The organism is Bradyrhizobium sp. UFLA05-112 (assembly GCF_053572325.1).
Window position 1 is genome coordinate 1 of record NZ_JBANBK010000080.1, and the last position, 26,083, is coordinate 26,083.

Genomic DNA, 26,083 nt, shown 5'->3' on the forward strand with positions numbered 1-26,083 from the left:
TAATTATTTTTAAATGATGGGACTGCGGGAGGTTCTGTTGGCGCAAGAGACGAAAATTGTGTTCGTCGATCTCACTCTCTCCCGACTGCAGGCATGCATGGGTCAGTTGGCATTGCCGACCGCAGGGTGCAGGGACGTCGAGGTACTGGAGAACCAGATCGAATTGCGGCGACGAGTGCTGAGCGACATCGAGATCATTCGATCCCGGTTGCGAGGCAGCGGCTGCACACTCCAGGCACTGAGGCGCCAAACGCCTAGGCGCCTCAGTCGATTAGGGGCGGCCGGATCATCGCGGAGCCGGTCTTGCCGGCGCGTGGTCCGCCGAGCCTGACCTTCGGTATCCAATTCTAGAGCATATCAGCCCGGTTGGAACGTCCAGAGTCACGTTCCGACCGTGGCATATTGTTGTGCTGTTTAATGCGCGGTCGCGAGTTCACCGCTTGATTAATCATGGGGGAGCCGCTATTTCAGCCTTTGTTGCAGTTCCATATTCTCAGGTGGATATGCTCTATCCAGCTTGATTAATGTCCATTACGGGAATATGAGTACGGTGCAATTATAGGGTGACAGCATGTCCGCAAAGAAGCTGGAATTAGAATCGATGTCACTAGACGACCTGTGGTCGCTTCATGGGGAAATCAGTGGCATTTTGTCAGCCCGAATCAAGGCCGAAAAGCAGGAACTAGAGAAGCGTTTGGCCGTGCTCAATGGTGGGACGCGCGTGCCGCGGGACGCGAACTCGTTTCAAGGCGGTTCGAATCAAGGCGGTCCTGGCGACAAGCCACGGCGGAAGTATCCGCGGGTACTGCCGAAGTATCGTAATCCTCAGACCTCGGAGACCTGGTCTGGTCGCGGCAAGCGGCCACGGTGGTTGGTGGCGGCTATGAAGTCCGGACGTAAGATCGAGGAGTTCCAGATCGGCGAGGTCAGCGGGAAAGCTCGCCAGCGAGCTTAGGTATTAAATTAAGCCTTGGGAACCTTCGCCGAATAGTTGTACTACGGTAGCCAAAGCCGCAATAGGTTCTCAGACGGCGTTGCGTCCCCTCAGCACCTCGATAGGCGTGCGTAGCAGGATTGCTAAATCGAGCTTTAGGCTCCAGTTGTTGATATACCAGAGATCGTATTCAACACGCCGCTCGATCGCAATCGGGGCATTGGTGGGTCCCCGGCAGCCATGAATTTGTGCCCAGCCCGTCAAACCTGGCTTGACGCGGCGGCGGAGGGCATAGCTCCGCAGGAGTTTCTCGAATTGTCCGTCATGAGCCAGCGCATGGGGGCGCGGGCCCACCAGCGACATGCTGCCGTCGAGCACATTCAACAACTGCGGCAACTCATCAAGGCTAGTGCGGCGTAGCCATCGTCCAACGCGGGTGACACGGCGATCGGCGGGGACGGCCTGAACGACATAGGGTCCGTCTTCAAGTACGTGCATTGTGCGGAACTTGCGAATTGAAAAAATACGGCCGTTAAAGCCGCAGCGTTGTTGCCGGAACAGGACAGGGCCGGGGGAATCAACCTTGATTGCTAGTGCAACAATCGCGACTAACGGAACCGATGCAATCAGGACCAGGCAAGCGCCAATGAGATCGATCGCTCGCTTCATCGTACTTTCAAATGCCGTCAGAGATTCTGACTGAAGTTCTACGCAAACAGCGCTCCCGAGTTTTCGTGTTGGGTGGCGGAGCAGGTCAGAGGCTGCCCCGACCGGGACAAACATGATCGGGAATGGCAATACCCTCAAATCGGCAATGAAAGCCCGCAAGTCGGACCATCGGTCGGGGGTAGCCTCCACCACAATCTCGTCGATCTCGGAGCTGCGGATATGCTCAATCACGCGAGCGCTGAGTCGCTTTCGCCAGGTGGGATCGAATCCAATCGGAGGTAAGCTAAATCGGCTCGTAACGCGAAAGCCCAGGATCGCGAGCGTCTCCGACAATCCCGCATGTAGCGACAGTGGTTGATCGGTAATCAGGACGATATTTTTTTCGGCAAATTTCCTGCCGCTCAGGCAGCTTATGAGTAGAGTTCTGATAACACACCGCTCGGCAATCAAGGAGGCCAGGCCGAGCAGCGCAAAAAACGGGCCGGCGCCCCGCGAAAAATCCGGGTGAGCCTTGAAATGATCTACAATCACAGCGAGAAGCAGCAAGGAAGCCCAAGTCAGGCAAATGGCGCGGACCTGACCTCGGAGCACAAGGAGCTCGGTTGGTTGATAAAGGCGATTTGCTTTGAGTACGGATGCGAAAAACGCAGACGCGATAATGCCGTATCCGAGTGACGTGCCTAGCTCATTCGCCGTCCCACCGCTTTCGGCGAGCAGGCCGGAAACGATGCTGGCGCACAGAATGGTTGCAACATCTGCACAGAGCGTAACGAACTCAATTGAATCATAACGGATCGGCCACTTTCGCGCGACCAGCGAGAGGTCCGAGCCCAGATCGGCGGTTTCGACGGCGCGATCTGCGATATGTCTGTTTACGAAATTCATATTGGGGAACGCGAGAAAATATTGTTGTTTAATGTATGATTAATTGTTCGATAATATCAAGAAAAAAAATTTAATCTATAAAAAAGCGACGCCCGATAAATGTTTCTCGTTGGAAGAAGCGCCGGGCTGGGAACAATCGCTCCGGGCTTTCGGATACGCGCCTTGTCAGCTCTACCAGCGCGTATATGCCATGGGTTGCTCCAATGTTGATTCGGGCTCCTTACGGTAGCCCACGCACGTTCGGGAGATAACCCGGATCGAACTCTGAAAGCAGGTTCTCGGCAAACCTCTTGCCATCCGCTGAAGCAGATCGGTACGCCGCAACAATGGCTGGCCTGAGAGCTGGCTGGCGCGTGAGCACAAATTTGAGGTCACGTCTGATCAGATCACGGAATTCAGGGTCCTTCATGGCGGCATCCGTACCCAGGGCGACGGACAGTCGAAGCGGGAACAGATCCACCTCATTTGGTGCTGTATAGTAGGACATCTTAAGGAGGGCTGCGGTGTCGTATCCAGATGCCCGACTTCGCTGCGAGGTTGCTGCCAGCATAAGCCAAAGATCGCCGCGAAGCGGCGAATAGTACAATCGTCTGGCGAACACGTTGAGCGCGGGGCGATCGGTGCTCAGATGGTCCCGAGCGGTCTCATCCGCCTGATACTGTTCTGCAACAGGTAATCGCGACCCTATTTCGTCGTTTTTGGGGACGGACGTGATCGCGGTCGTGTTGGGCCCATTTCGCAGCGACGCTTCGCTGGAAGTCGTGCCCAGCATATTCGAGACGTTGAGGTCAAAATGCAGCGATTGCGAAAAAATCGCTGCCGCTTGAATGATCAGAAGTACTCCAATTGACAAGAGTGCCGCACGCGCGCTCAAGCTGCCGAAAGAAGGCGGAAAAACAGATCGAGCCGCCATAGGCTGATCGTTGCTTTCAGTTGAAAGCCCTGAGCCCGATGAACCGATTTCGCGCCTTGGTCCGTGGAGGCTTTGGCTAAAAGCCAAGCCGTAAAGCGCGGCCATCAGAAACGGCACGCCTGAATCGAAAATGCTAGTTTTCGTAAACGCCATGATTGGCAGAGAGACTGACGCGGCTGCCCCGAGCGCCGCATAAACATAGTCGTGACCACGCGCCAGAGACCGCTTAAACAAAATAAAGGCACCGATCACCGCGACGAACAACATCCCGTAAAGGAAAGCCCGCCCCATCTCAATTGTAACCGCGGAGGCGGCAGTCGGCTGCTCACGCAGTGCGGTCCTGCCAATATCTCGATAGAGTGGCAGAAGCACCTTGAACGTACCGGCGCCGGATCCGCTCGGGCGGATGTCCTGTAGCATTCGTTCGGTTGCGGCCTGATTTTGCGTCGACAACGCTATGGTGAGGTCCGCGTCCCACTTGAAGGGAACGACCGTTAAGCTTGCGACGAAGATCACTGCGGCGGTCGCAAGGACGCCGGCCATGCCCCAGAGTCCGAAGAACCATATGCGAATGGCGACGATGGCCAGAAGCAGGCTCGCGCCAATGAACGCGGCAATAACGTCAGTGGAATCTCCACGAACGAGAATCGCCGCCGTGCATATCAAGAATGCGATCACCGCGACCGATAGAGTGGTCGTCCGGGTGCCTGCAGGTCGTCGTGGCTGCCGACTACGTGGCAATTGGTCGATCGTACGTATCGCCATCGCCAAAGAGAGAAGAACGCCCAATACTGCTGCGGTCGGGCTGTAGATCAGTAGGGGAATAGGCTTGCCAAGAAATAGCGTATCTAAACCATTGGTCTTTCCCCATATGGATAACGCGGACGTGCACATCGTGATTGAGACGAGCGCGTAAAGGGTGTGTGCCGCGCGCTGCCTGTCGAGTGTGACGACCGCTGTAAGGAGGCCGAGGGCGACGATTGCATTATACCAAGCAAGTCCGAGCACAGTTGCCCAGATGTCGACGGTGATTCTATCGGCCAAAGGTTCATTCAAGGCAGCCGACGCGGTCGCCCAGATTGGGTTGCCCAGTCCCCGCATCGGGATCGGAAGCACTTGAAAGACCATCCAAAGCGCTGGAAGCGCGAGGAGAACGACAAAGAAAGGATGCAGGAGCATCCCAAAGCGGGTTAGGACGGAGGACGAGACCGAGATCCCGATGGTTAACATGGCTGACGCAAGGAGGACTGACACGGTGCCCAACGCTGGGGAGCTGTCGCCCATGGCTAAGGCCAGAACAACGACCAGGAGTTGGGCTAGCAGTAGGAGCCGGACAATCATCTGACACCATTTGTAACTCGGCCCTCGCCGCAGGCGATCACCTCGGTCGAGGATGCCCGCCGCCGAACCTGAATTCGTTCTTGCGGCTAGGCAACTTAGGAATCAGAGAAACCATATCGAAGGTAGTGGCTGTCATCGTAATAGTCTCTGCGCGAAGCATCAAATCGAGTCATCGCCTTGATATCCGTCTTGTTGAGGACAGCGCCGATCAACGAATCCGATATGGTCGGCGCGGTATGCAGAGCGTGCTGAACGACGTCGATCTTCGTTCGCCCCCACTCGACAACCAAAACGTAGCAGTCGATCAAGGGGGCAGTGACGCGTACGTCGACCAGGGGGCTTAGTGGGGGAAGATCCACGATGACGTAGTCATACGTTTGACGCAAACGCTCAAACAGCTTGCAAATGGTATCGGCTGAAAGAAACTCGCTGGTGTGGATCAGGGAGCCCCGTCTTGCAGGAAGCACGTCCAAATTGGTCTTCGGATCGCGCCAGATCGTCTCCTCGAGCGAGCGGCTGCCGTTCGCAACTTCGATAATGCCGGTGCGCGCTTTGGGTGTTACGCCAGCAGACAGGGACGGGTTTCTGAGATCGCAATCGACGATGATAACCTTCTTGCCACTATGCCCGATGAGTTGAGCCAGAGATGCTGCGATTGAAGTCTTGCCCTCGTTGGGCAGAGCGGAAGTTATGCCGATCACCTGGTTGGAAACTTTCGCTGGACTATGGTCAATGGCAAGCTTGATTGAACGGATGGACTCCGTAAACCGCGAGAGCGGCATCCCTACAACAGCCCGATGAATGGCCGGAACATTTGAGATCGTCCGCAGCCGCGTATCCTCATCTGCTTGCTGCGAGCGGGCTGGCGGTTTTAGAGTTTTAGGAAGCCGCAGCAAAGGGACTAGCGATAGGCACGGCAGCTCCAATATGGTCTCTACCTGCGAGGAGGTACGGAAGACCCGATCCATGAGATCCCTGATGAAAGCGAGGCCGAAGCCTAGGGCGATCCCCGCGAATATGCCCAAGCCAAGTACCATCTTCGTCTTGGGTTTGCTCTTGCTCTGGGGCGGTGAGGCAGGAAAGATCACCCGGGTCTCGGAAATCGGGAATGTTTCCTGCTGCGTCGAGCCCATATAATGCTGAAGGAACGCCTCGTGCATCGCACGAAGACCCTTCGCTCGGCTCTCCAGCTCTCGTATCGTTATTTCCGCCGAATTCGTCAGGCGCGATTGAGAGACCGCCTGAGCGAGCTGTTTCTCCAGTTCTTGTTGCCGTTGCTGAGCTGCTTCCATTTCATTCCGGCTTGCCTCGGCGAGCCGCTTGACTTCTTCCAGAATCGACGTGCGAAGATCTCGAATTCGAGTTCGCAGATTGACGACTGCCAGATGGTCGCGCCCATACCGCACCGTCCAATCTGACTCACGACGCGAAAGCTCGAGATACTGTTGGCGAAGGTTATTGATGATCGGGCTCTGCAGCACATCCGCGCCAGCCGCATCAGGGGAGCTGATGCCCGACGAACCGTTAGCATCGGAGCGCAAAATCGCCTCGTACCGGTTTACCTTTACCTGCGCATCAGAGGTCTGCGCGCGAGCTGCCACCAGTCTGGCATTGAGATCGTTGATCTGCTGCTCGTCGATCGGCTTTCCGCCGGCCGACACAATGTTGTTCTGAGACTTGTACGCGCTCACCGCACGCTCGGCTGCCTGGGCCTGCTCATTGAGTTTTTCCAGGCGTTCCTGCAGCCAGTTTCTCGCTGTTCGCGTGGCTTCAAACTTAGCGTTTGTCTGGTCGTTGATATAGGCGTTCGCCACGGCATTGGCGATTTCCGCCGCGCGCATCGCGCTGCTCGAGCTGAAACTGATCTCGATGACGTAGCTATACCCGACACGATACGCAGACAGTCGGTCCAGGAATGCGGCAATTTCCCGTTCGGAGGGTTGACCCGCGCCGACCGAGACTGAGGGCTGATCGTCCTTCCGTAGGTTCAAGCCTCGGATGTGCTGCAGCAAGGAGCTTAGAGACAGTTTTGGTCCAGTAAAATCAGGGTCATCGGCGAGCTTGAGCTGTGTGATAACTGCAGCTGCAACGGCTCGCGATTTGACCATTTGCAGTTGTGTCTCGATCTGGGTGGCATCGACCACGGGCTCAGGAAGAAGAGATTGCTGCTGGACAAATTGAGACCTCGGACTCGCCAACAGGACTTGAACTTGTGCCGTGTATGTTGGGGGGACCATTCGAAGATAGAGTGTCGTGGCAGCCACTACGAGCGCCGCGGTGACGATGATCACGAGATACTGGCGTCTTACAAAGGTGATGCCGTATTTGACGAGATCGGCGATCCCCCCGCCTTCGATTTGATCGAATTGTGTCTGCCCACTCAGCTGCAGGCGTGCCCTGTCGGTCTGTGGGAGATTGCTCTGGAGCATTAGGTACCTGTTCTCGGTTGGCGCAACCACGACGGCGCAGCCGCTTGCACCGGCGTCTGTATTTTGCGTCTGGCATTTAAATGAAATATATCTGGTAAAATGGCAATTGCCAAATTAAATAGTATTGAGATATTATTTGGGCTCGGGTTGCGTAGTTCGATTGAAGGTGCACGAGTTGGTTGTGGAGTGGAACTGTCGGTAATTACAGAGCTATTTTTTCATTCGCGTTGATCGTCTTCGCAGCCATGAACCCGGTTTCGGGCTTCGTGCTGTAATAATGGATTTAATTGCGAGCAAAGTCAGAGAGCTTCGATGTTGCAAGTGCGATGTTTGGCAGCCTCCGCTTCGACGGCGCTCGCAGCTGATCGATTCCCAGACAACCGCCGCTACTTGGGCAGCCGGTCTCGAAGCGCTGCGGTTGTTCAACTGGCAGTGCTGCCGAGCCTCGTTTGCGCCGTCTGCACGGTCGGAGGAGGTCGATCCGTTGTGCGTGCCTTTTGGTCTTCTACGGGGAGGCTTCGATGATCGATATTCAGTCTCCGCCGGCCGCGTGGATTGCTCCGGCTCCCCCAGGCATGGTCGAGTTGGAGTTGTCCTTGGGCCAGATCGACACTCTCTGTCGGACTCTTGGAGCAGCAGCGGCGGAGGGCAAACAGATATTCGGTTGCTCTATTTGGGGGGCGGGGGGGTGCCTGATCATCGTCCCGAAGGTGAGGAACGGGAGCTCGCTCGACGACCAGGCTCGCGTGCGCGAGCACGAAATCGCGCACTGCAATGGTTGGAGGCACGAGACTCGATGAGCGTAGGTTCGGAGATTCGAATGCATCAGATGCGACGCCTTTGCGTGACGGACAAATTTCGCATCGCAGATCTGGCCGACTTTCCCTCGGAAGATAGAGGGCCGGTATAATCGGAGGACGCGCTGATGCTGGAAATGCGATGTTTGGCGATTCCTGACGTCAAGATGATCCGAACGGATCGATTCCGCGACGCCCGCGGTTATTTTTGCGAGACTTTTCGACGGTCCGCCTTCGCGGAGAAGGGAATTCTCCACGATTTCATTCAGGACAACCAGTCGAGTTCGGACCGGATTGGCACGGTCCGCGGCTTGCATTTCCAGCGTCCGCCGTTTGCACAGGCCAAGCTCATCCGGGTGCTAAGCGGGGCCATCCTCGATGTGGTGGTTGATCTCCGACGCTCATCGCCCAGCTTCGGCAAGCATGTTGCGGTCGAGTTGGATAGCGAAGGCGGAGAGCAGTTGTTTGTTCCGAAGGGATTCGCCCACGGGTTCTGTACGTTGCAGCCAAAAACCGTGGTCTTCTACAAGGTCGATCAGGTGTACGCTCCGACTCATGACGGGGGGCTCTATTGGGCCGATCCCGCATTAGCGATCACGTGGCCGGTCGGCGTGTCTGAAGCCCAGGTGTCACCAAAAGATCGAACGCTTCCTACGCTCAACCAGCTGAATTCGATCTTCGAATAACGGAGAGAGCATGCGTGTCCTAGTAACCGGCGGGGCGGGCTTCATCGGTTCTGCAGTGTGTCGGCAACTGATGCTGCAGCATGGAGCTTCAGTGGTCAATGTCGACAAGCTGACATATGCGGCCAACGTCGCCTCCTTGTCGTCGATCGCGGGGCTAAGTTCATATGCGTTCGAGCAGCACGACATCTGCGACCAGGCGGCCATGGACCTCGTGTTCACCAAATACGAGCCGACCTCGGTCATCCATCTCGCAGCCGAAAGCCATGTCGATCGGTCAATCACCGGCTCGGCGGAATTCATCAACACCAACATACTCGGCACGTATACTCTGCTGGAAACTGCCAAGAGATATTACGTTGGCCTTTCTGCTGCACGCCGGAAGCGGTTTCGCTTTGTCCACGTTTCGACCGACGAAGTGTACGGCTCGCTGGGGCCGTCGGATCGCTTTCGCGAAGATACGCCTTATCAGCCCAGTTCGCCATATTCAGCGAGCAAGGCGGCATCGGACCACCTCGCACTTGCCTGGTGCAGAACCTACGACTTGCCCACTATGGTCTCGAACTGTTCAAATAATTACGGGCCGTTTCAATTCCCGGAGAAGCTGATCCCACTGACCACTCTCAACGCAATCGAGCAGAAGCCGTTGCAGGTCTATGGCGACGGTAGCAACGTGCGCGACTGGCTCCATGTCGAGGATCATGCAGCTGGTTTGATCGAGCTGCTCTTCAGAGGCCAAATCGGAGAGAAGTACAATTTTGGCGGTGGCGCAGAACGCTCAAATTTGGACGTCGTCACCCAGATTTGCGATGTGCTCGACCGGCTATGTCCTGGTTTGTCGGCGAGGCGATCCCTGATCACCTTTGTAGCAGATCGTCCGGGCCACGATGCTCGTTACGCTATCGACGCGTCGAAAGCTCATCGCGAACTTGGCTGGCAACCCAAGAGAACTTTCGAGCAAGGCTTAACCGAGACCGTTGGTTGGTATCTTAGGAATCGCGCGTGGTGGGAACGCGCACGCCTGGAAATCCACAAGGGCTCGCGCCTGGGGCTTCTGGTTGCCCAACATTGAGGTCGCAAATGACGGAAAGATCCATCCTAGTCACCGGTCGCAATGGTCAGCTAGCCAGGTGTCTTTACAATCTCGGTGTCGATCGCGGGCTGCCCGTGGTCGCACTTGGTCGTAAGGAGCTCGATCTTGCGGCCGGTCTAGCGATCGAAAAAGCCGTCGATTCGATTGCCCCCTCAATCATTATCAACACCGCCGCCTATACAGCAGTCGATCGCGCTGAGTCCGAAGTAGCGAATGCGTACAGCATCAACCGTGATGGCGCCGCTACGTTGGCAGACATCGCATGGCGGAGGAATATTCCGCTTATTCATCTGTCAACCGATTATGTTTTCGACGGTGCGAAGTCGGGCGTCTATGACGAAAGCGATCTTCCGGCTCCCATAAATGTCTATGGCGAGTCAAAGCTTGCGGGCGAAGCTGCCGTTCTAGCGGCGCATCCGCTTGCGACAGTGATCAGATGCTCATGGCTGTATAGCCCCTTTGGCACCAACTTCGTTCGAACGATGCTGCGGCTGTGCGAAACACAGCCGGTGGTAAGGGTTGTTCAGGATCAACACGGAAAGCCGACGTCCGCCTTGGATCTAGCTGCAGCGCTGCTCCACATTGCGGAACGGTCGGTAACGGTTGATCGCAGGGCAAGCTCCGGCATCTTTCATCTCGCAGCGCAGGGCGAAACGACCTGGCACGGTTTTGCTGAGGCGATCTTTGATGGCCTCGCCCGTCGTGGACTTCAGGTTCCGAAACTCGAAACAATTACGACGGAAGAACACCCGACCGCTGCCCGGAGGCCGCCGAATTCGCGCCTGGATTCGTCCAAAGCCGAACGCGTGTTCGGGATACGGCTGCCGGTGTGGCGCCATTCTCTCGAAACTTGTCTCGATCAACTTGTCGGAGAAGGAGAAGCGGATGCTGAAAGGAATCGTGCTGGCTGGGGGCAGCGGAACGCGACTTTATCCGATCACGCACGTTGTCAGCAAACAGTTGCTGCCGATCTATGACAAGCCGATGATCTATTATCCGCTGTCGACGCTGATGTTGGCAGGAGTCCGCGAGATTCTTGTCATCACCACGCCCTCAGATCGGTGTCAGTTCGAGCGCCTGCTGGGCGACGGCAGCCAATGGGGGATTCGGCTCAGGTACGCGGAGCAACCCCGTCCCGCCGGACTTGCGGATGCGTTCATTGTTGGTGCCGATTTCATCGGGAACGATCGCGTTGCGATGGTGCTCGGCGACAACATTTTCTTCGGCGACGGGCTAAGTGCACTCCTCGCCAGAGCTGCGGGTCGTGAGGAAGGTGCAACGATTTTTGCCTATCACGTGCGAGATCCTGAGAGATATGGCGTCGTTACCTTTGATGACGCCGATCGTCCACTTCAGATCGAAGAAAAGCCAAAGGTTCCGAAATCGAACTGGGCTATCACGGGCCTCTATTTCTTCGACAACCGCGTCGTGCGATATGCACAACGTGTCGAGCCCTCGGCACGGGGCGAGCTGGAGATCACCGATCTGCAGATGCGCTATCTGTTGGCCGATGCGCTCCACGTTGAGCGGATGGGACGAGGCTTCGCCTGGCTGGATACCGGCACAGTGGAGTCGCTGATTGACGCGGCGATGTTCGTGCAGACCATTGAGAAAAGGCAAGGGATGAAGGTTGCCTGTCTCGAGGAAGTCGCCTTAAGGCAGGGATTCATCGATCGCGACCAGGTCGTCGCGCTGGCGAGATCGTTAGAGAAAAGCGGCTATGGGACGTATCTAAATGAGGTCGCGCATATCGACCGCAGATAGAAAATGAGTGCCGCACAATCCGGCGTCGTCTGCGGCGCCCCCAGGACTGAATCGACAATCCGAACGGGAAACCTGCGGGACGGTTCGAAAATCTGCCGTTAATACTATCTGTCGCCAGATTATTACAATTTATTTGATTTAATGATAGTGATACATTAAATTATTAAATCATATAGAACGACGATCGTGGTAGCTGAATTGATCCCGTTCCTGGACCTGAAAGCACAAGCTCGCACGATCGGGCCGGAGATCGAAGCCGCGATAGCGTGTGCTATCGCAAGTGCGCAATCTGCGCGCGGGCTTGAGGTTGGCGTCTTCGAGGCGCGCTTTGCCGATTATTGTAGCGTCCGCTATTGCCGAGCCGTCAATAGCGGCGCGACGGCACTCCATCTGGCATTGTTGGCGGCCGGAGTTGGACCGGGCGACGAGGTGATCACGGTGTCAATGAATTCCGCTGCAGCAGCGGCTGCCATTGTCCGCCGGGGCGCTACGCCGATTTTCGTTGAGGTCGATCCAGTCACGTGGACGATGGACCCGGCCTCTATCGAGGCGGCAATCACACCGCGGACGAAGGCAATAGTGCCGGCCCACCTACATGGACTCATGGCCGACATGGACCGAATTATGTCGATGGCCCGCCGGCACGGTCTCATTGTCATCGAGGATGCGGCAGAGGCCCACGGCGCCGAGTACAAGGGCCGGCGAGCTGGTTCGATCGGGGACCTCGGTTGTTTCAGCTTCTACCCCGACAAGAATCTCGGAGCGTATGGCGAAGCTGGGGCTGTGACGACAAATCACCCCGAGTTTGCCCGTCGGATATCACGGCTGCTCGATTGGAAGCAGGGCGACAACAGTGATCAGGTTGTCCCATCATCATATGACGACCGCATGGATGAAATTCAAGCTGCCGTGCTGAACGTTAAGATGAACCATATTGAGTTCTGGACCGAAGCTCGTCGGTCCATCGCCATGCAGTATGATCGGGTGTTGTCGGATAGGTCACTCGCGCATCCGCAGCCATCCAGCCATAGCCGACATGTCTATCATGTATACGCCGTCAGGTTTCAATGTCGTGATAAGGTGATCGAGAAGCTACGCGACGCCGGGATTGGGGTTGGTGTTCACTACGCTATCCCGGTCCATCTACAGAAGAAATACGTCGAACTTGGATATCGAATTGGCGATCTCCCGGTGACCGAGAGACTTGGGCGGGAATTTCTCTCGTTTCCGATCTATCCGGAATTGTCGCCGGACCGAATCACTTCCATCGCAGCCGAACTGAAGACGATCGCGGGATCCGAAGCTCAAGTGTTCCGCGATGATGGCGCATTCCAGAAGAAAGTCGTTGCGACAAGGCCTAACAGGTTAGCAGCAGGAGAGTGGTGTTGATTGACCTCAAGGGTAAACGCGTTCTCGTTACTGGTGCCGCCGGGTTTATCGGTTCGCATATCATAGAATTGCTGTGCGACGAGGGCTGCACCGAAATCGTCGGGCTCGACAATATGTCGACTGGTCGACCAGAGAATCTTCGACGGCCGCTGACGAGAGGGCCGGTGCGGCTGGTCGACGGGGACCTACGCGATAGCCAATTGGTAGCGGCGCTGGTCAAGAGCGCCGATATCGTCTTTCATCAAGCGGCACTACGAAACTCCCATTGTGCCGCCGAACCGCGGATGGCGATGGATGTCATGGTAAATGGCACCTTCGAGCTGCTTGAGCTCTGTGTGAAGCACGACGTCGAGAAGGTCATCGCGGCGTCGTCGGCGTCGGTATACGGCATGGCTGAAGAGTTTCCGACGACCGAGCGTCAGAATCCGTATGGCAACCGGACGGTATATGGAGCTGCGAAGGCGTGTATTGAAGGACTGCTGCGTGCTTACAACGATATGTATGGCCTTGATTATGTCGCGTTCAGATATTTCGACGTCTATGGCAGTCGGATGAATATCCACGCACGCTACACTGAGATGCTAATTCGGTGGATGGAGCGGCTGGAAGTCGGAATGCCTCCCGTGATTTTTGGCGACGGCCAAGAGACGTTGGATTTAGTACACGTACGCGACGTCGCACGTGTCAACATCCTTGCTGCGCGGGCAAGGGTCAGCGACGAGGTGTTCAACGTCGGAAGCGGCATCGAAACAAGCATCGTGCAGCTCGCTTCAGCACTCGCATCAGTGATGGGGCGTAGCGAGGTAGTTCCGCAATTCGCACCCGAACGCTCGACCAATCCGGCTCCGCGCCGCTTGGCTGCCACGGGCAAGGCGGAACGTCTTCTGGGCTTTCGCGCCACGATCTCACTTGAGCGGGGGCTATCTGATCTTGTGAAGTGGTGGCGCGCCGAACGTGGGTTCGCGGCCGCCCGTGAGCAACAGGGGATAGCTTCGTGAGTTCGCTGACTGTCGACGGTCGAGCGTGCGATGCTTGGCCAGGACGCGTGAGGCAGCCCCGTTCCTGAAAAGACACTACTTGGAGAGGAAGAAATGCGAGTTGTTGTAACTGGACATCTTGGCTACATCGGTACCGTCTTGACCCCAATGCTGGTCAGCGCTGGCCACCAAGTGACCGGATTAGACAGTAATCTCTATTCTCGATGCACATACTCGGCAGGCGGCTCGATTCTCGATGTCCCCACGATTCAGAAGGATGTCAGAGATGTGGAGGTGGCTGACTTCGTCGGCTATGATGCAATACTGCATCTTGCTGCGCTGTCGAACGATCCGCTTGGAGATTTGAAGCCTGAGCTGACGGACGAAATCAACCATCGCGCAAGCGTTCGAATGGCTGCGGTAGCCAAGCAGGCCGGCGTGCAGCGCTTTGTATTTGCCTCTTCATGCAGCAACTATGGGAAAGCCGGCGATGAGATGATCGACGAGACCGCCGCTCTCAATCCCGTGACGGCCTACGGCGAATCCAAGGTCGCGTCCGAACAAGGTATATCGACACTGGCCGGCAATGGATTCTGTCCGGTATATCTGAGGCCCGCAACGGCATACGGGCTCTCACCGCGGCTACGCTTCGATATCGTATTGAACAATCTGGTTGCGTGGGCGTTCACGACGGGGAAGATTCATCTGAAGTCGGATGGCACGCCGTGGCGTCCGATCGTCCACATCGAAGACATTTCAAGAGCGTTCATTGCCGCCCTGGAGGCGCCGGCCGAGGCTGTGTTCAATGAAGCATTCAATGTCGGCCAGACCGCCCACAATTATCGAATTCGAGATTTGGCCGAAATCGTCGCGAGCGTCGTGCCGAATTGCAGGATCGAATTGGCCGACGGTGCGGGTCCAGATGCGCGTTCCTACCGGGTGAATTTTGAGAAGATCGGGCGCAAGTTGCCGGGATTCCAGCCGCGCTGGGATGCCCGAATGGGAGCTGAGCAGCTTTACAGGGCCTATCGTTTGTCCAACGTGACCTTGGAAGAGTTCGAAGGAGCGCGATATCAGCGGATTGGCCATATTCGGAAGCTGGTCCGCGACGGAGTGCTTGATCGGGACTTGCGCTACGCGAAGCAGCATCTTCAAGCTGAAGTATGAATGATCATTTGAAGTTGAACGAATTGCTTCTGAGCGAAAATATTGGCGAAGATCTGTTCGCCTTTGCTGCGGAGATATACCCGATCTGCCGTAGCATCACCGGAGATGGGGTACGGAAAACGCTGCGTGCGGTCGGCACGCATATCGATCTTAAGATCCACGAGGTACCAACTGGAACCGCGGTCTTCGACTGGGTCGTCCCCCGCGAATGGAATATTCGCGATGCGTATATCAAGAATGAGCGGGGCGAGAAGATTCTCGACTTCGCTCGGTCAAATCTGCATGTCATGAGCTATAGCGTGCCGGTGCGAAAGCATGTCTCGCTGAGCGAGTTGAAGCAGCACGTCTACACGTTGCCGGATCAACCCGACCGGATCCCTTATCGAACATCATATTACGCGGAGAACTGGGCATTCTGCATGAGCCACCGCTTGTTTGAGGGGCTCAGAGACGAGACCTACGAGGTCGTCATCGACTCGACCCTCGAGGACGGATACCTGACATACGGCGAGTATCTGCACGAGGGCGAATCCGAGGATGAATTTTTGCTCTCGGCCCACGTGTGCCACCCCTCGCTCGCCAACGACAACTGTTCCGGCATCGCGCTGCTGACACACCTTGCGAAGCGGATGAAGGGACTGCCGACGCGATATACTTACCGGTTTCTGTTTGCGCCTGGTACGATCGGCGCGATTACGTGGCTAGCGCGCAACGAGGATCGGTGCCGACGCATCAAGCACGGGCTGATCGTTTCCATGGTTGGAGATGGTGGCGGACCAACCTACAAGAAGAGCCGGCGCGGCGATAGCGAGATCGATCGGGCGGTTATCCATGCGATGCATCACTCCGGGCTGACGCCGACGATCCTTGACTTTTCTCCTTACGGCTATGACGAACGCCAGTATTGTTCGCCCGGATTTAACTTGCCGGTAGGGCTTTTCCAGCGCAGCAAATTCGGTGAAATTCCTGAGTACCATACGTCGGGCGACAATCTCGATTTCATTGCACCCAACCACTTGTCCCTGTCGTACCGCCTCATTGCCGAGACAATCGATATCGTGGAAAACAACGGGGTGTATTGCAACACACTGCCGAAATGCGAGCCCCAACTCGGACGGCGCGGACTCTATGGACCGGTCGGCGGAGACAAGGGCGCTGTAGCTGCCAACATGGCTATGCTGTGGATACTGAACCTTTCTGATGGAGCGCACTCGCTACTTGACATTGCCGAGCGTGCTAATTTGCCATTTTCTGCAATCGGGGTCGCAGCGCAACAACTGTATCAGAGCGGGCTCTTGAGGCCACTGTTCGTTGCTCAACCAAAATAGATGCTTGGGTAACGATGCCAGCTCCAATCAGTATGCAAGTGGAGCGCTGGTCTGGATGAGAGAGAGTCGCCGAGATCGTGACGCAGGGCTTTTTTCGGGGGCACCGCCCAACACGCCGCGTCATCTCTCGGGTGACCGGAATCCGAAGCACGTCGCAAATAGGTCAAACGAGAATGAGGGAAACCGCATTGCGGTCGAGCCGGCGGCTCCACTGCAAAGGCCGAGATGGTTGAAAATCCCAAGCTCAAGGGGGCGGTAGGCAGGCCATAAGAGCGGAGTCGAGGGCCGCGGCAAGCTCATTGAGCGATGCGCTGTCAGTCACGATGCCGACATGGGTGCCAACTATCGACCGGCATTCGATGTCAGCAGCCATTCCCTGCCAGAGCTCGGCCGGGCTACAACCGTATGCATCGTGATTGTCGGCCTCGAACGAAGTGATCTTTCCCGCATAATACCTTGGACGGTATTCGGCCATCAGTGCTCTGCAGTGTTGTTCGATAGCGCTCATCGACTCCACCGGTGTCGTCGAGGTGGGTCGAGAGGCAGGCATTTGTCGTCTCAGCAAGCGATAGACCAGTCGCCGAGAGCGTTGGAAAAACGTCGGAACGACTTGGTTCAGTGGTACTCCGACGAGGATCGCGAGATGTCGGCAGATCAGGTGCGCTTGTGAGCGGAGAAAAATACGCGTCGGCCAGAAGCGTTGGTCGAACCGAGTATCGATTAGTCCTACCAGCCCAATCTCCTCTTCCGACTGCCGAAGCAAGCGCGCAACCTCGATCGCGACTAGGCCTCCAAACGAATAGCCAACAAGGTGATAGGGCCCGCGAGGCTGAAACGCGCGGATTGCAGAGCAGCAGCGATCCGCCATAATTTCGACCGTCGAAGGTAACTTACCGTGACTGTCGCCTCGACAAAAATCGATGCCAATCGACGCTCTTGAGTTGCGTATGCGCGATGCCAGTGCTGAGAGGCCGTGGGGGTTGCCGTCGCCTCCGCAGAAGAGGAAAAGCGGCGCATCCGCTGCGCCCGTTCTCAACTGGACCAGAGAGCCGGAGTTGGCGTTGAGCTGGAGAATGGCCGCCATAAACCACCATTTGATTCAAGAATTTGCGTTGCAATGCCAGCAAGAAGCCGACTGAGCTGACCCTTGTACAAGGCTCGTGCGCTCTATTGGGAAAAATCAGGCCAATGCAAATCCCTCTCGGAAATTTCCGCAATCGCTAGCGGCCAATTCAGTCCGAACGCCGGATCGTCGTAGCGAATGCCGCGGGCGAAATCAGGCTGGTATGGCGTGGAAATCAGGTAGCTCACCTCGACATCATCGCAAAGCGTCTGGAACCCGTGCGCGAACCCCTTCGGAATGTAGAGTTGGTCGCCGTTCGCGCTCGACAGCTCAAATCCCTGCGAATTGCGATAGGTTGGTGAGTCGGGTCTGATATCGATAATAACGTCAAAGATGGCGCCTCGGGTGCAGCGGACCAATTTTGCCTCGCCGTACGGGGCGTTCTGGTAGTGCATGCCGCGCAGAGTTCCCTTGCGCGCGGAAAATGAAATGCTGTGCTGCGGATAATCGGCCTCGAGTCCACGGGCCACGAATTCTTCGACACAGAAGCTGCGAGCGAAGAAGCCGCGTCTGTCGTGCGCCGGCTCAAGTCGTAGGAGATAGGCTTCATGGAGCTCTGTAGGGCAAAATTCCATCTGAATGACTGCCTTTGGATTACCAAACCTGGGAGGAACCTTCTGCTCATCCCGCCGTCCCGCAGGCTTTGTCTTCTGGCGAGAGCAGGCGCAAGATGGTTTATTTGGTGATTTAATTAACAAAAATAGCGCGTTTATTATTGCAAAACCATATTTAAATTTAAATGCGGGTGTGTATTATAGGGCAGTGTTCATTTCTGGCTTAAGGTTCAAGGCCGGCGTTGGAGCAGGGCGTCGAATAGTGATGTTTACCAGTCAAGCAGAATCAATCCAGGTGGCGACACGCCAAACCGCAAAAGTGAGCATCGACACGTCTCCCCGGGGGTGTTGCCGCCTATGCGGCGCAAAGCTCGCAACGACGTTCATCGATCTTGGAATGTCGCCGCTGTGCGAGAGTTTCTTGCCTGGCGATCAACTCGATCAGATGGAGCCCTATTTTCCGTTACGCGTGCTCGTGTGCGACGGCTGCTTCCTGGTGCAGTTGCAGGAGTACGTCAAACCGGCGCACATATTTACGGAGTATGCGTATTTCTCCTCATACTCCACCTCCTGGGTTCAGCATGCGCGTCGCTATTGCGAAGCGGTGGCAGCGCGGTTTGCTCTCGGGCCCAAGAGCAGGGTAGTTGAGATTGCGAGCAACGACGGATACCTGCTTCAACACTTTCTGCCGTTGGGGATTCCCGTTCTCGGAATCGAGCCAGCCGCGAATGTGGCCCAGGCCGCTCGGGGAAAGAATGTTCCGTCGTTGGTTGAGTTCTTTGGGCTGGATCTTGCCCGGCGCCTTGCGTTGGAAGGTGGCAAGGCCGATCTCATCATCGGTAATAATGTGTTGGCGCAGGTGCCCGATCTCAACGACTTCACGGCCGGAATGGCTCATCTTCTGGCGGCGAATGGAGTTGTCACACTTGAATTCCCACATCTTGAGCGCTTGATCGAGGAAAACCAGTTTGACACCATTTACCATGAGCATTTCTCGTATTTTTCGCTCGTCACCATCGATCGCCTTGCGCGCAGGCACGGCCTGAAAATATTTGATGTCGAACAACTTGCAACACACGGAGGATCGCTGCGTGTGTATCTGTGCCATCAGGACAGCAGACACGCGATAGCTCCGCAGGTCGATGGCTTGCTCGCTCGCGAGCGAGAAATTGGACTTGAGGACATTGCGAGCTACGCCAGATTCGCTGCAAATGTTCATCGCACCAAGCGCCAGCTCCTGTCATTTCTGATTGAGTGCAAGGAGAAGGGTGCAAAGATCTGCGGGTATGGCGCCCCTGGCAAAGGCAACACGTTGCTCAACTACTGCGGGATCGGCACAGATTTTCTCGACTTTACCGTCGACCGCAATCCCTACAAGCATGGACGCTACACGCCCGGAATGCACATTCCGATTCGTCCGGTTTCCGCGATCGACGAGGTGCGGCCAGACTATCTCTTGATTTTGCCGTGGAATTTGAAGAGCGAAATCGTCGAACAGATGCGTCACGTGAGCTCTTGGGGCTGCAAGTTGGTGGTGCCCATTCCGAATGTAGAGGTTATCGATCCGCGAGAGTTTGCGCCATGAAGGTAGTTCTGTTCTGCGGAGGACTTGGTACCCGGATCCGTGAGTATTCGGAGAGTATCCCGAAGCCGATGATACCGATCGGTCATCAGCCGATCCTCTGGCATGTAATGCAATACTACAGCCAGTATGGACATCGGGATTTCGTTCTGTGTCTTGGCTATAAAGCAAACGTGGTGAAGGACTATTTTCTGAACTATAAGCAGGCGGCAAATACTGACTGCGTAATCTCCCATTTTGGCAAGAAGGTCGAATTGCTGGGCGCCCGGCCGCCAGATTGGCGCGTGTCACTCGTGGACACGGGAATATGGCGCAACATTGGTCAGCGTCTGCTTGCGGTCCGCCATCTCGTCGAGGATGAGGAAATGTTTCTCGCCAATTACAGCGATGGACTGACCGACGCACCGCTCCCGCACATGATCGATAGCTTCCGGAAGAGCGGCAAGATTGGCTGCTTCATCGCCATACACCCGCCAATCACATTTCACCTTGCTGAATTTGATGAGAATGGCACGGTACAGCAGATACGTGCGAGTCAGGAATCCGAGATCTGGATCAATGGCGGATACTTCATTTTCCGCAAAGAGATATTCGACCACATCCGGGAAGGAGACGAGTTGGTAGTTCAGCCATTCAAGCGCCTTATCGAGCGCGGCGAGCTGATGGCATACAGGTATGAAGGATTTTGGCGCGCCATGGATACGCTCAGGGACAGGCAGGTCCTCGAGGAGATGATCGAACGTGGCGATACGCCGTGGCAGCTCAGCAACCAGGTTGCGGTCGCGGTGAATTCGTGAAGACGCTTCAGATCGCTGGACGGGGTGATCGGCTATCGGTGCTATGCTTGGGGGCGCACTCTGACGATATCGAAATTGGTGCGGGAGCAACACTGCTTAGCTGGCTGGACCAAGGCATTCGCCTCGACGTTCATTGGTGCGTTCTCAGTGGTGCTGGCGAGCGCGAACAGGAAGCGATAGCGTCCGCGAGTGATTTTCTGCGGGAGGCCGCGAGCAGCAAGATCGAGGTCATGGCCTTTCGAGACGGCTTCTTTCCTGAGCAGGGTGAGAAGATCAAGGTCTGGTTCGAGGAATTGAAAGATCGAGTTGATCCCGATGTCATCCTCACGCACCGCAGCGACGACGCACATCAGGACCATCGACAGCTCGCTCGTCTTGCCTGGAATACTTTCCGAGGCCATCTCATCCTAGAGTACGAAATACCCAAGTGGGATGGCGATATGGCGAGACCGAATCTATATATGCCGGTGTCGGCATCTGCAATTCAGCGCAAAGTAGACTTGCTCGTCGCGCACTTCGGCAGCCAACGCTCGAAGCAGTGGTTCGATGCCGAAACCTTTCTCGGCTTGGCACGGCTGAGGGGGATGGAGTGTCGGGCGCAGGAACGCTATGCGGAAGCGTTTATCGCGCGCAAACTCTCGCTGGCTTGATCGGTTGGCACCCAGGCAAAGGAGCAAAGGTTGAGCCCGGATCTGATGGACCTCGGCAACTTTTGCATTGGTGGGAATGCCGTTGTTTCGACTCGTCGACGCGCTCTATCTTTCGTTCGAACATGATCGTTTTGGGAACCGGTTTCCACTTTCCGGCTCAGGCTCCAGGATGCAGCTATGGAAAAGGTACTGGTAACTGGAGCACGAGGGTTCATTGGGGCGCAGCTGTGCAAGAGGCTGGTGGTTTCCGGCGTAGAGTTGCACGCGGTCTCGCGTCAGCCGCCGGTCGATGTAGTGGCCTGGTGGCGATCGATTGGTGGAGATATGAGCGATGCTCCGCGCGCCGCTACGATTCGTTGGTGGAACGCCGATCTGATCGACCTGCGGGCAACGCAAGAGCTGATCCGGACCGTCCTGCCTGACAAGACTTATCACCTTGCTAGTCTGGTGACGGGGTCGCGCAGCCTCGACGTGGTGCTGCCGATCATGCAAAGCAACTTCCTCACCGCATTCAATCTTCTTTTTGCTGCCGCTGAGAACGGCGCCGGCCGGATCGTCTTTGCGGGCTCGCTAGAGGAGCCGGACGAGGTGGATTCCGTGCCTTGTTCGCCATATGCCGCCGCAAAAGGAGCCGCGGCCGCTTACGCGCGAATGTTCGAAGCGTTGTACAAGACCGAGGCCGTCATGACGAAGATCTCGATGGTTTACGGGCCGGGGCAGACCGACCTCACAAAGCTGGTCCCTTATGTCACCACCGCCTTTTTGCGCGGCGAGCGCCCCAAGCTGAGCAGCGGTTTTCGGCTTGTTGACTGGATCTGCGTCGATGACGTAGTCGACGGCCTTGTCGCGTGCGCGTACGCATCGGGAGCCAATGGTCGCACGGTTGATATCGGGTCGGGCCAGGTATGCTCGATCCGGGAGCTTGTTCAGGAGTTGAGACAATTGATTCCAGGTGCCCCCGAACCGCTGTTCGGGGCCGTTCCGGATCGACCTCTTGAGCGGCCAAGGGCAGTAGATCTGATTGCTTCCTACGAGTCGATCGGCTGGAGCCCGTCGACAATGCTGCACGAGGGCCTGCGCCGCACGGTCGATTGGTATAGATCACGCCTCGCCACACCTCCGGACAGAGCGGGCGCACGAGACCAACTCTTCGGCTAGAAGGTCTGTCGCTTTAGCAGGCAACGTCGGCGCGGCTTCTCCCGGGCGTGTTGACGACCCTCCGTGCGTCATACGAGATCTGACCCGCGGAATCGGCTGGCCTTTAGTGCCACTACGAAAATGCCGCGGGGTGCGAAACCTATCTTGGCTGCTGTTACGAGTCGACCGGGCAGCCAAACGGCACTGCCGGTTGGCACGATCAGCGGCGCGGCACCAGATCCTATGTAGCCCGACTTTCGGCGCCTACGGTCTTCGGGGCGTAGACCAGTTCTCCGCCGGCCTCGGTGCCATCATCATAGAGTGCAATGACGTTCTCGGGTATTCGCGACAGATCTGTGCAACGGAGATAGTCCCGCATGACGGTTCCAGTGCATGCGGAATCAATATTCGGCGCACCTCGTTTTCCGGCGGCGTCGTCCAAATGGACGGTCCGGAAGTCAATACTGAAGCGGGTTACGCCCGATGTGTTGGGTACGCTTGAGTGCATTTGCGCCGCGGAGAACAGCAGGACGCCGCCCACAGGGCAAATGAGGCGAGCCTGGGGGTCAAGCTCCATTGGTTCGGTTGCGCGTGGCAGCGGACGCGGGTCACTCTTGATGAGCTTCGCAATGCTTTCCCCGCGATGCATCTTGTTCCATACATAGTAGTTATAGTCGGAAGAGCTGTTCTTTACGGGCTTCGTCCAATACCGCGGGTGAAATGCCATGGCGTTGTTCGATTCGATATCATAGATCGGCAGCCACCAGTTGATCTGGCAGGGGGGAGCCGAATACCAGGTATCTCGGTGAGCGTGCCAGGCGAATGCAATACCGGTCGTGAGATAGTTATCGCTCGTGGAGCTGCGCATTCGAGGTACGTCGAAGAAGGTCTTCTCCGAATCGCAGCCGAAATCTTCCAAAACCGCCTTGAGGTGACGCTTCGATTCCGGATGGTGAATGAAGGCTGGTTTCAGCTTTCCGAGAATGTCCGCGTAACGCTCGACTTCCATGTTCTTTTGAGCGGTTCTCGGATCGAGCCCGCCGAACGCGTCTTCGATCATCGACCTCGCAAAGTTGGTTAGAGCAAGAACGCTCGGCCGGGCGCCGTAAACGAAGAGTTGCCCATCGTACAGTTGCTGGCGTCGGATATCGTCGGAAACGTTCGAGTCGAAGAAAACGGTGTTATTCATGAGGCGCGTCTCCTCGATTGCCGATTTAATAAATTCCGATGGAGGTGGTATAAATCAATGTTTAAATAAATCAATATTTAAATTAGCCTTGTTGAAAATTATGTTAACCTCAGTCGCGCATGCAAGGGGTCTTTGGATCAGCAGACAGGTTGATGTTGTTCTTATTGAGTATTTTCCGGTCGGGTGAGCTCGATCTTTGGCTGGAATAGCGGCGCCTCGTGGTGCTGGGCAACGGCACGGACATCACAATTGATGTTGTCATGGAATAATAAATATAATAGGGCTATATTAAATGATCAATTTGTTGCAAGGCACACACCATGTCATCTGCAGATAAGCGTCCGTTGCGCCCAGGCGATGTTGTTGAAGTCCGGTCCGCGGCGGAGATTCTCGCGACGTTGGACAGTGATGCCGCTCTTGAGAAACTGCCGTTCATGCCAGAGATGGCCCGTTATGCGGGACGACGCTTCACGGTAACTCGACGTGTGGACAGGATTTGTGACACGATCGCGTCAACTGGAAGCCGTCGCATGTCCGACACGGTCTATCTCGACAGTCCCCGTTGCGACGGGGCAGGTCACGATGGCTGCCAGGCCGGCTGCTTGCTTTATTGGAAGGACGCTTGGCTTCGTCGCGTTGATGAAAAGTCAGGTGTAGGCGATGAGAGCCATGAGGCCGCCGCCAAGCTTGATCGTCTCACGCAGGCGGGAACGCGTACAGTGCGCGAGATCGAAGGCCAGCGATCCGAGGTGTGGCGCTGTCAGGCAACCGATGCCTTCAAAGCCACCACGGAGCTGAAAAAGTCTTATCTTCCACAGTACTGGCGTGAATTGACGAACGGCAATTTTGGTTCTCTGCATTTCGTCCGCCTTTTAGTGCGGGGGCTTATCTTGGAGCTTGCACGTCGCGTTGGCTTGCTCCGGCCGCTACCGTTGCGAGGCCCAGGAAATTGTACCAAAGGGGGAGCGTCAAGTGATCTCCAGCCCGGTGATCTCGTGCAAGTGCGGTCGCCGACCGAGATTGCGGCCACACTTGACGAGAGTGGTCTGAATCTCGGGCTTTCCTTCGACCGTGAGATGCTTCCCTATTGCGGCCGAACGTTTCGCATTAGGGACAAGGTGCGACGTATTGTGGATGACAAGACTGGTCGCATGCTCAAGATCAAGGACTGCCTCATCCTTGAGGGCGCCGTCTGTTCTGGCGAGCGCACCCCCGGCTGTTGGTTCTGCCCACGTCAGATCTATCCCTTTTGGCGCGAGGCATGGGTCCGCCGAGTCGCGGAGTCAAATCGCCAGTGAATGCAGAGCGACCTGTTTTGGATGTCGGCTTCTGAATGTTCGATGCCGCACGTTCGATGGTTGCACGGGAGTCGCACGAATCTTCTCTTTGGCCCCGAGGTGCCGAAGTGCTCACCTGCAATGGCTCAACTGCGCGTCCGAGAGATCCGCTGAAACCGGGAGGGCACGCAACTCGCGATACATGCGCCCCGGTGAGGTCTTAGTCGTACGCAGGATCGAGGCGCCGCCTGGACGCGGCTTGATCGATTTGGGTACGCGCGCGCGATTTACAAGCCGCTCGTCCGTACGAATGATCAGTCCACGGAGAGCCAGTTCTGTGGTGAATTGCCAGTCAGTCCGCTCGGAGGAAATGGGAACGCGTTGACTGGACCCGCCGGTCCCGTAGATCCGATCATAACAAAGACGTTCTCGAACCCGTGCCCGAACGCCATGGACAAAATCAATAGACGCGTGCTGACGACTGGTCTCCTCTCCGGCGCGATGTCCTTTGTCACGGCTGGCATAGCACAATCTCCCGTGCCAACCCCTGCTACGCGGTTTGCCGGCTTTCCCGATGAAACTAATACGGGCCCGGTCGCTCAAACGATATTTCAGGACCACACGGGCAATTACGAGGTCCGCACAGACAACGCTGTGGTCAGCGGGTTGCGTGTGACCGGTGCGATTGTGGTCCACGCTAATAACGTTACGGTCCAGAATTGCGTCGTCAACGGCTCCGGCCAGCTTTGGTGTGTTGGTGTACCAGGCGAGCTCGGCAACAAGGATCTCAAGGTTCTGAATTGCAGGCTCTATGGCGTGCCGGTTAAGGATAACCGCGACGCTTCCCACTTGCTTGATGGCGTATACAACGCCATCGAAGTCGGGTTCTGCGAAATCTATGGCTGCGAAAACGGAGTCGATGGCGGCGGCTCACTCTATATGCATGACAACTACATCCACGACTTTGCCGATTGGGGCGAAGATCACGACGACGGCCTGCAAACGTACGGCTGGGATCATACGGGCGGCCTCCGAGTGATCCATAACACCATTGTCGGCATCGAGACGGGCGGCGCCTTCTCGCCCACTCACTGGCGAGGAGCTAGCTCATGCCTTGCCTTGTCCGAAGGTCAATTCGACATGACCATTGACGGCAATCTCTTCTTCGGTGGCAGCTATACCTTATATGGCCCCTCGCAGCACGGCGCTTCTCCCGTGAACGTCCACGTCACCAACAATCGCTTCTCGAGACGATATTATCCGCGATGTGGGGCATATGGAACGCACTCCGGTTTCAACCGTAACGGGCCGGGCTTCCTATGGTCCGGAAATGTTTGGCATGAGACCGGAGCGATAATACCGCCGTGAAGTTCGTGGTGTGTGGCAAAGACGACGCGGAGCTCGG

At 56.3% G+C, this 26,083-nt stretch carries 21 protein-coding genes; 15 read left to right on the plus strand and 6 right to left on the minus strand.

Features of this window, described 5'->3' with window-relative positions; genetic code table 11:
- The first annotated feature begins 571 nt into the window (after positions 1 to 571).
- Positions 572 to 955 (plus strand): H-NS histone family protein, encoded by a 384-nt coding sequence (locus tag SO180_RS33205; protein ID WP_449383037.1) that lies wholly within the window; start codon positions 572 to 574, stop codon positions 953 to 955.
- Positions 956 to 1,024: 69 nt separating this feature from the next.
- Here the strand turns inward: SO180_RS33205 and SO180_RS33210 are convergent, their stop codons facing one another.
- The 3 genes from SO180_RS33210 to SO180_RS33220 all read right to left on the minus strand — a co-directional run bounded on the left by SO180_RS33210 (position 1,025) and on the right by SO180_RS33220 (position 7,171).
- On the minus strand, positions 1,025 to 2,488 hold the full coding sequence (locus SO180_RS33210; protein ID WP_449383038.1) for an exopolysaccharide biosynthesis polyprenyl glycosylphosphotransferase: 1,464 nt from the start codon (positions 2,486 to 2,488) through the stop codon (positions 1,025 to 1,027).
- Between the two features lie 220 nt (positions 2,489 to 2,708).
- Positions 2,709 to 4,631, minus strand: coding sequence for a hypothetical protein (locus SO180_RS33215; protein WP_449383039.1), 1,923 nt, complete (start codon positions 4,629 to 4,631; stop codon positions 2,709 to 2,711).
- Positions 4,632 to 4,837: 206 nt separating this feature from the next.
- Positions 4,838 to 7,171 carry an AAA family ATPase gene (locus tag SO180_RS33220; protein ID WP_449383040.1) on the minus strand — a complete coding sequence of 778 codons (2,334 nt, stop codon included), beginning with the start codon at positions 7,169 to 7,171 and terminating at the stop codon, positions 4,838 to 4,840.
- 925 nt (positions 7,172 to 8,096) lie between these two features.
- On the opposite strand from SO180_RS33220, the gene rfbC (SO180_RS33225) reads away from it, so the two are divergent.
- The 8 genes from rfbC (SO180_RS33225) to SO180_RS33260 all read left to right on the plus strand — a co-directional run bounded on the left by rfbC (SO180_RS33225) (position 8,097) and on the right by SO180_RS33260 (position 16,369).
- Positions 8,097 to 8,654 carry a dTDP-4-dehydrorhamnose 3,5-epimerase gene (gene rfbC, locus SO180_RS33225; protein ID WP_449383041.1) on the plus strand — a complete coding sequence of 186 codons (558 nt, stop codon included), beginning with the start codon at positions 8,097 to 8,099 and terminating at the stop codon, positions 8,652 to 8,654.
- Between the two features lie 10 nt (positions 8,655 to 8,664).
- Positions 8,665 to 9,723 (plus strand): dTDP-glucose 4,6-dehydratase, encoded by a 1,059-nt coding sequence (gene rfbB / locus SO180_RS33230; protein WP_449383042.1) that lies wholly within the window; start codon positions 8,665 to 8,667, stop codon positions 9,721 to 9,723.
- 8 nt (positions 9,724 to 9,731) lie between these two features.
- Positions 9,732 to 10,721 carry a dTDP-4-dehydrorhamnose reductase gene (rfbD, locus tag SO180_RS33235; RefSeq protein WP_449383043.1) on the plus strand — a complete coding sequence of 330 codons (990 nt, stop codon included), beginning with the start codon at positions 9,732 to 9,734 and terminating at the stop codon, positions 10,719 to 10,721.
- A complete protein-coding gene (gene rfbA / locus SO180_RS33240; protein WP_449383044.1) occupies positions 10,630 to 11,508 on the plus strand; it encodes a glucose-1-phosphate thymidylyltransferase RfbA in 879 nt (292 codons plus the stop codon). Before rfbD ends, rfbA begins: the two co-directional genes overlap by 92 nt.
- A 198-nt stretch (positions 11,509 to 11,706) precedes the next feature.
- A complete protein-coding gene (locus SO180_RS33245) occupies positions 11,707 to 12,897 on the plus strand; it encodes a DegT/DnrJ/EryC1/StrS family aminotransferase (RefSeq protein ID WP_449383064.1) in 1,191 nt (396 codons plus the stop codon).
- Positions 12,894 to 13,895 (plus strand): SDR family NAD(P)-dependent oxidoreductase, encoded by a 1,002-nt coding sequence (locus tag SO180_RS33250; protein ID WP_449383045.1) that lies wholly within the window; start codon positions 12,894 to 12,896, stop codon positions 13,893 to 13,895. Before SO180_RS33245 ends, SO180_RS33250 begins: the two co-directional genes overlap by 4 nt.
- 93 nt (positions 13,896 to 13,988) lie before the next feature.
- Positions 13,989 to 15,041: an NAD-dependent epimerase/dehydratase family protein gene (locus tag SO180_RS33255; protein ID WP_449383046.1), complete on the plus strand. Its 1,053-nt coding sequence runs from the start codon at positions 13,989 to 13,991 to the stop codon at positions 15,039 to 15,041.
- Entirely contained in the window at positions 15,038 to 16,369 is a 1,332-nt protein-coding gene (locus SO180_RS33260; protein WP_449383047.1) for a DUF4910 domain-containing protein, read from the plus strand. Before SO180_RS33255 ends, SO180_RS33260 begins: the two co-directional genes overlap by 4 nt.
- Before the next feature lie 244 nt (positions 16,370 to 16,613).
- On the opposite strand, the gene SO180_RS33265 is transcribed toward SO180_RS33260, so the two are convergent.
- Both SO180_RS33265 and rfbC (SO180_RS33270) read right to left on the minus strand, forming a co-directional pair.
- Positions 16,614 to 17,453: a thioesterase domain-containing protein gene (locus SO180_RS33265; protein ID WP_449383048.1), complete on the minus strand. Its 840-nt coding sequence runs from the start codon at positions 17,451 to 17,453 to the stop codon at positions 16,614 to 16,616.
- Between the two features lie 83 nt (positions 17,454 to 17,536).
- Entirely contained in the window at positions 17,537 to 18,067 is a 531-nt protein-coding gene (gene rfbC / locus SO180_RS33270) for a dTDP-4-dehydrorhamnose 3,5-epimerase (RefSeq protein ID WP_449383049.1), read from the minus strand.
- Between the two features lie 244 nt (positions 18,068 to 18,311).
- Here rfbC (SO180_RS33270) and SO180_RS33275 point away from each other — a divergent pair, with 244 nt between their 5' ends.
- The 4 genes from SO180_RS33275 to SO180_RS33290 all read left to right on the plus strand — a co-directional run bounded on the left by SO180_RS33275 (position 18,312) and on the right by SO180_RS33290 (position 22,233).
- Positions 18,312 to 19,631, plus strand: a complete 1,320-nt coding sequence (locus tag SO180_RS33275; protein ID WP_449383065.1) for a methyltransferase domain-containing protein — start codon at positions 18,312 to 18,314, stop codon at positions 19,629 to 19,631.
- A complete protein-coding gene (locus SO180_RS33280) occupies positions 19,628 to 20,425 on the plus strand; it encodes a glucose-1-phosphate cytidylyltransferase (RefSeq protein ID WP_449383050.1) in 798 nt (265 codons plus the stop codon). Before SO180_RS33275 ends, SO180_RS33280 begins: the two co-directional genes overlap by 4 nt.
- Positions 20,422 to 21,075, plus strand: a complete 654-nt coding sequence (locus tag SO180_RS33285) for a PIG-L deacetylase family protein (RefSeq protein ID WP_449383051.1) — start codon at positions 20,422 to 20,424, stop codon at positions 21,073 to 21,075. Before SO180_RS33280 ends, SO180_RS33285 begins: the two co-directional genes overlap by 4 nt.
- 177 nt (positions 21,076 to 21,252) lie before the next feature.
- On the plus strand, positions 21,253 to 22,233 hold the full coding sequence (locus tag SO180_RS33290; protein ID WP_449383052.1) for an NAD-dependent epimerase/dehydratase family protein: 981 nt from the start codon (positions 21,253 to 21,255) through the stop codon (positions 22,231 to 22,233).
- Positions 22,234 to 22,453: 220 nt separating this feature from the next.
- Here SO180_RS33290 and SO180_RS33295 read toward each other — a convergent pair whose 3' ends face one another.
- Complete coding sequence (locus SO180_RS33295; protein WP_449383053.1) at positions 22,454 to 23,401, minus strand: 2OG-Fe(II) oxygenase family protein; 948 nt, start codon at positions 23,399 to 23,401, stop codon at positions 22,454 to 22,456.
- Between the two features lie 320 nt (positions 23,402 to 23,721).
- Between SO180_RS33295 and SO180_RS33300 the strand changes: the two genes are divergently transcribed.
- Both SO180_RS33300 and SO180_RS33305 read left to right on the plus strand, forming a co-directional pair.
- Complete coding sequence (locus tag SO180_RS33300) at positions 23,722 to 24,699, plus strand: hypothetical protein (protein WP_449383054.1); 978 nt, start codon at positions 23,722 to 23,724, stop codon at positions 24,697 to 24,699.
- A gap of 429 nt (positions 24,700 to 25,128) precedes the next feature.
- Positions 25,129 to 26,046 (plus strand): hypothetical protein, encoded by a 918-nt coding sequence (locus SO180_RS33305; RefSeq protein WP_449383055.1) that lies wholly within the window; start codon positions 25,129 to 25,131, stop codon positions 26,044 to 26,046.
- Positions 26,047 to 26,083: the final 37 nt, after the last annotated feature.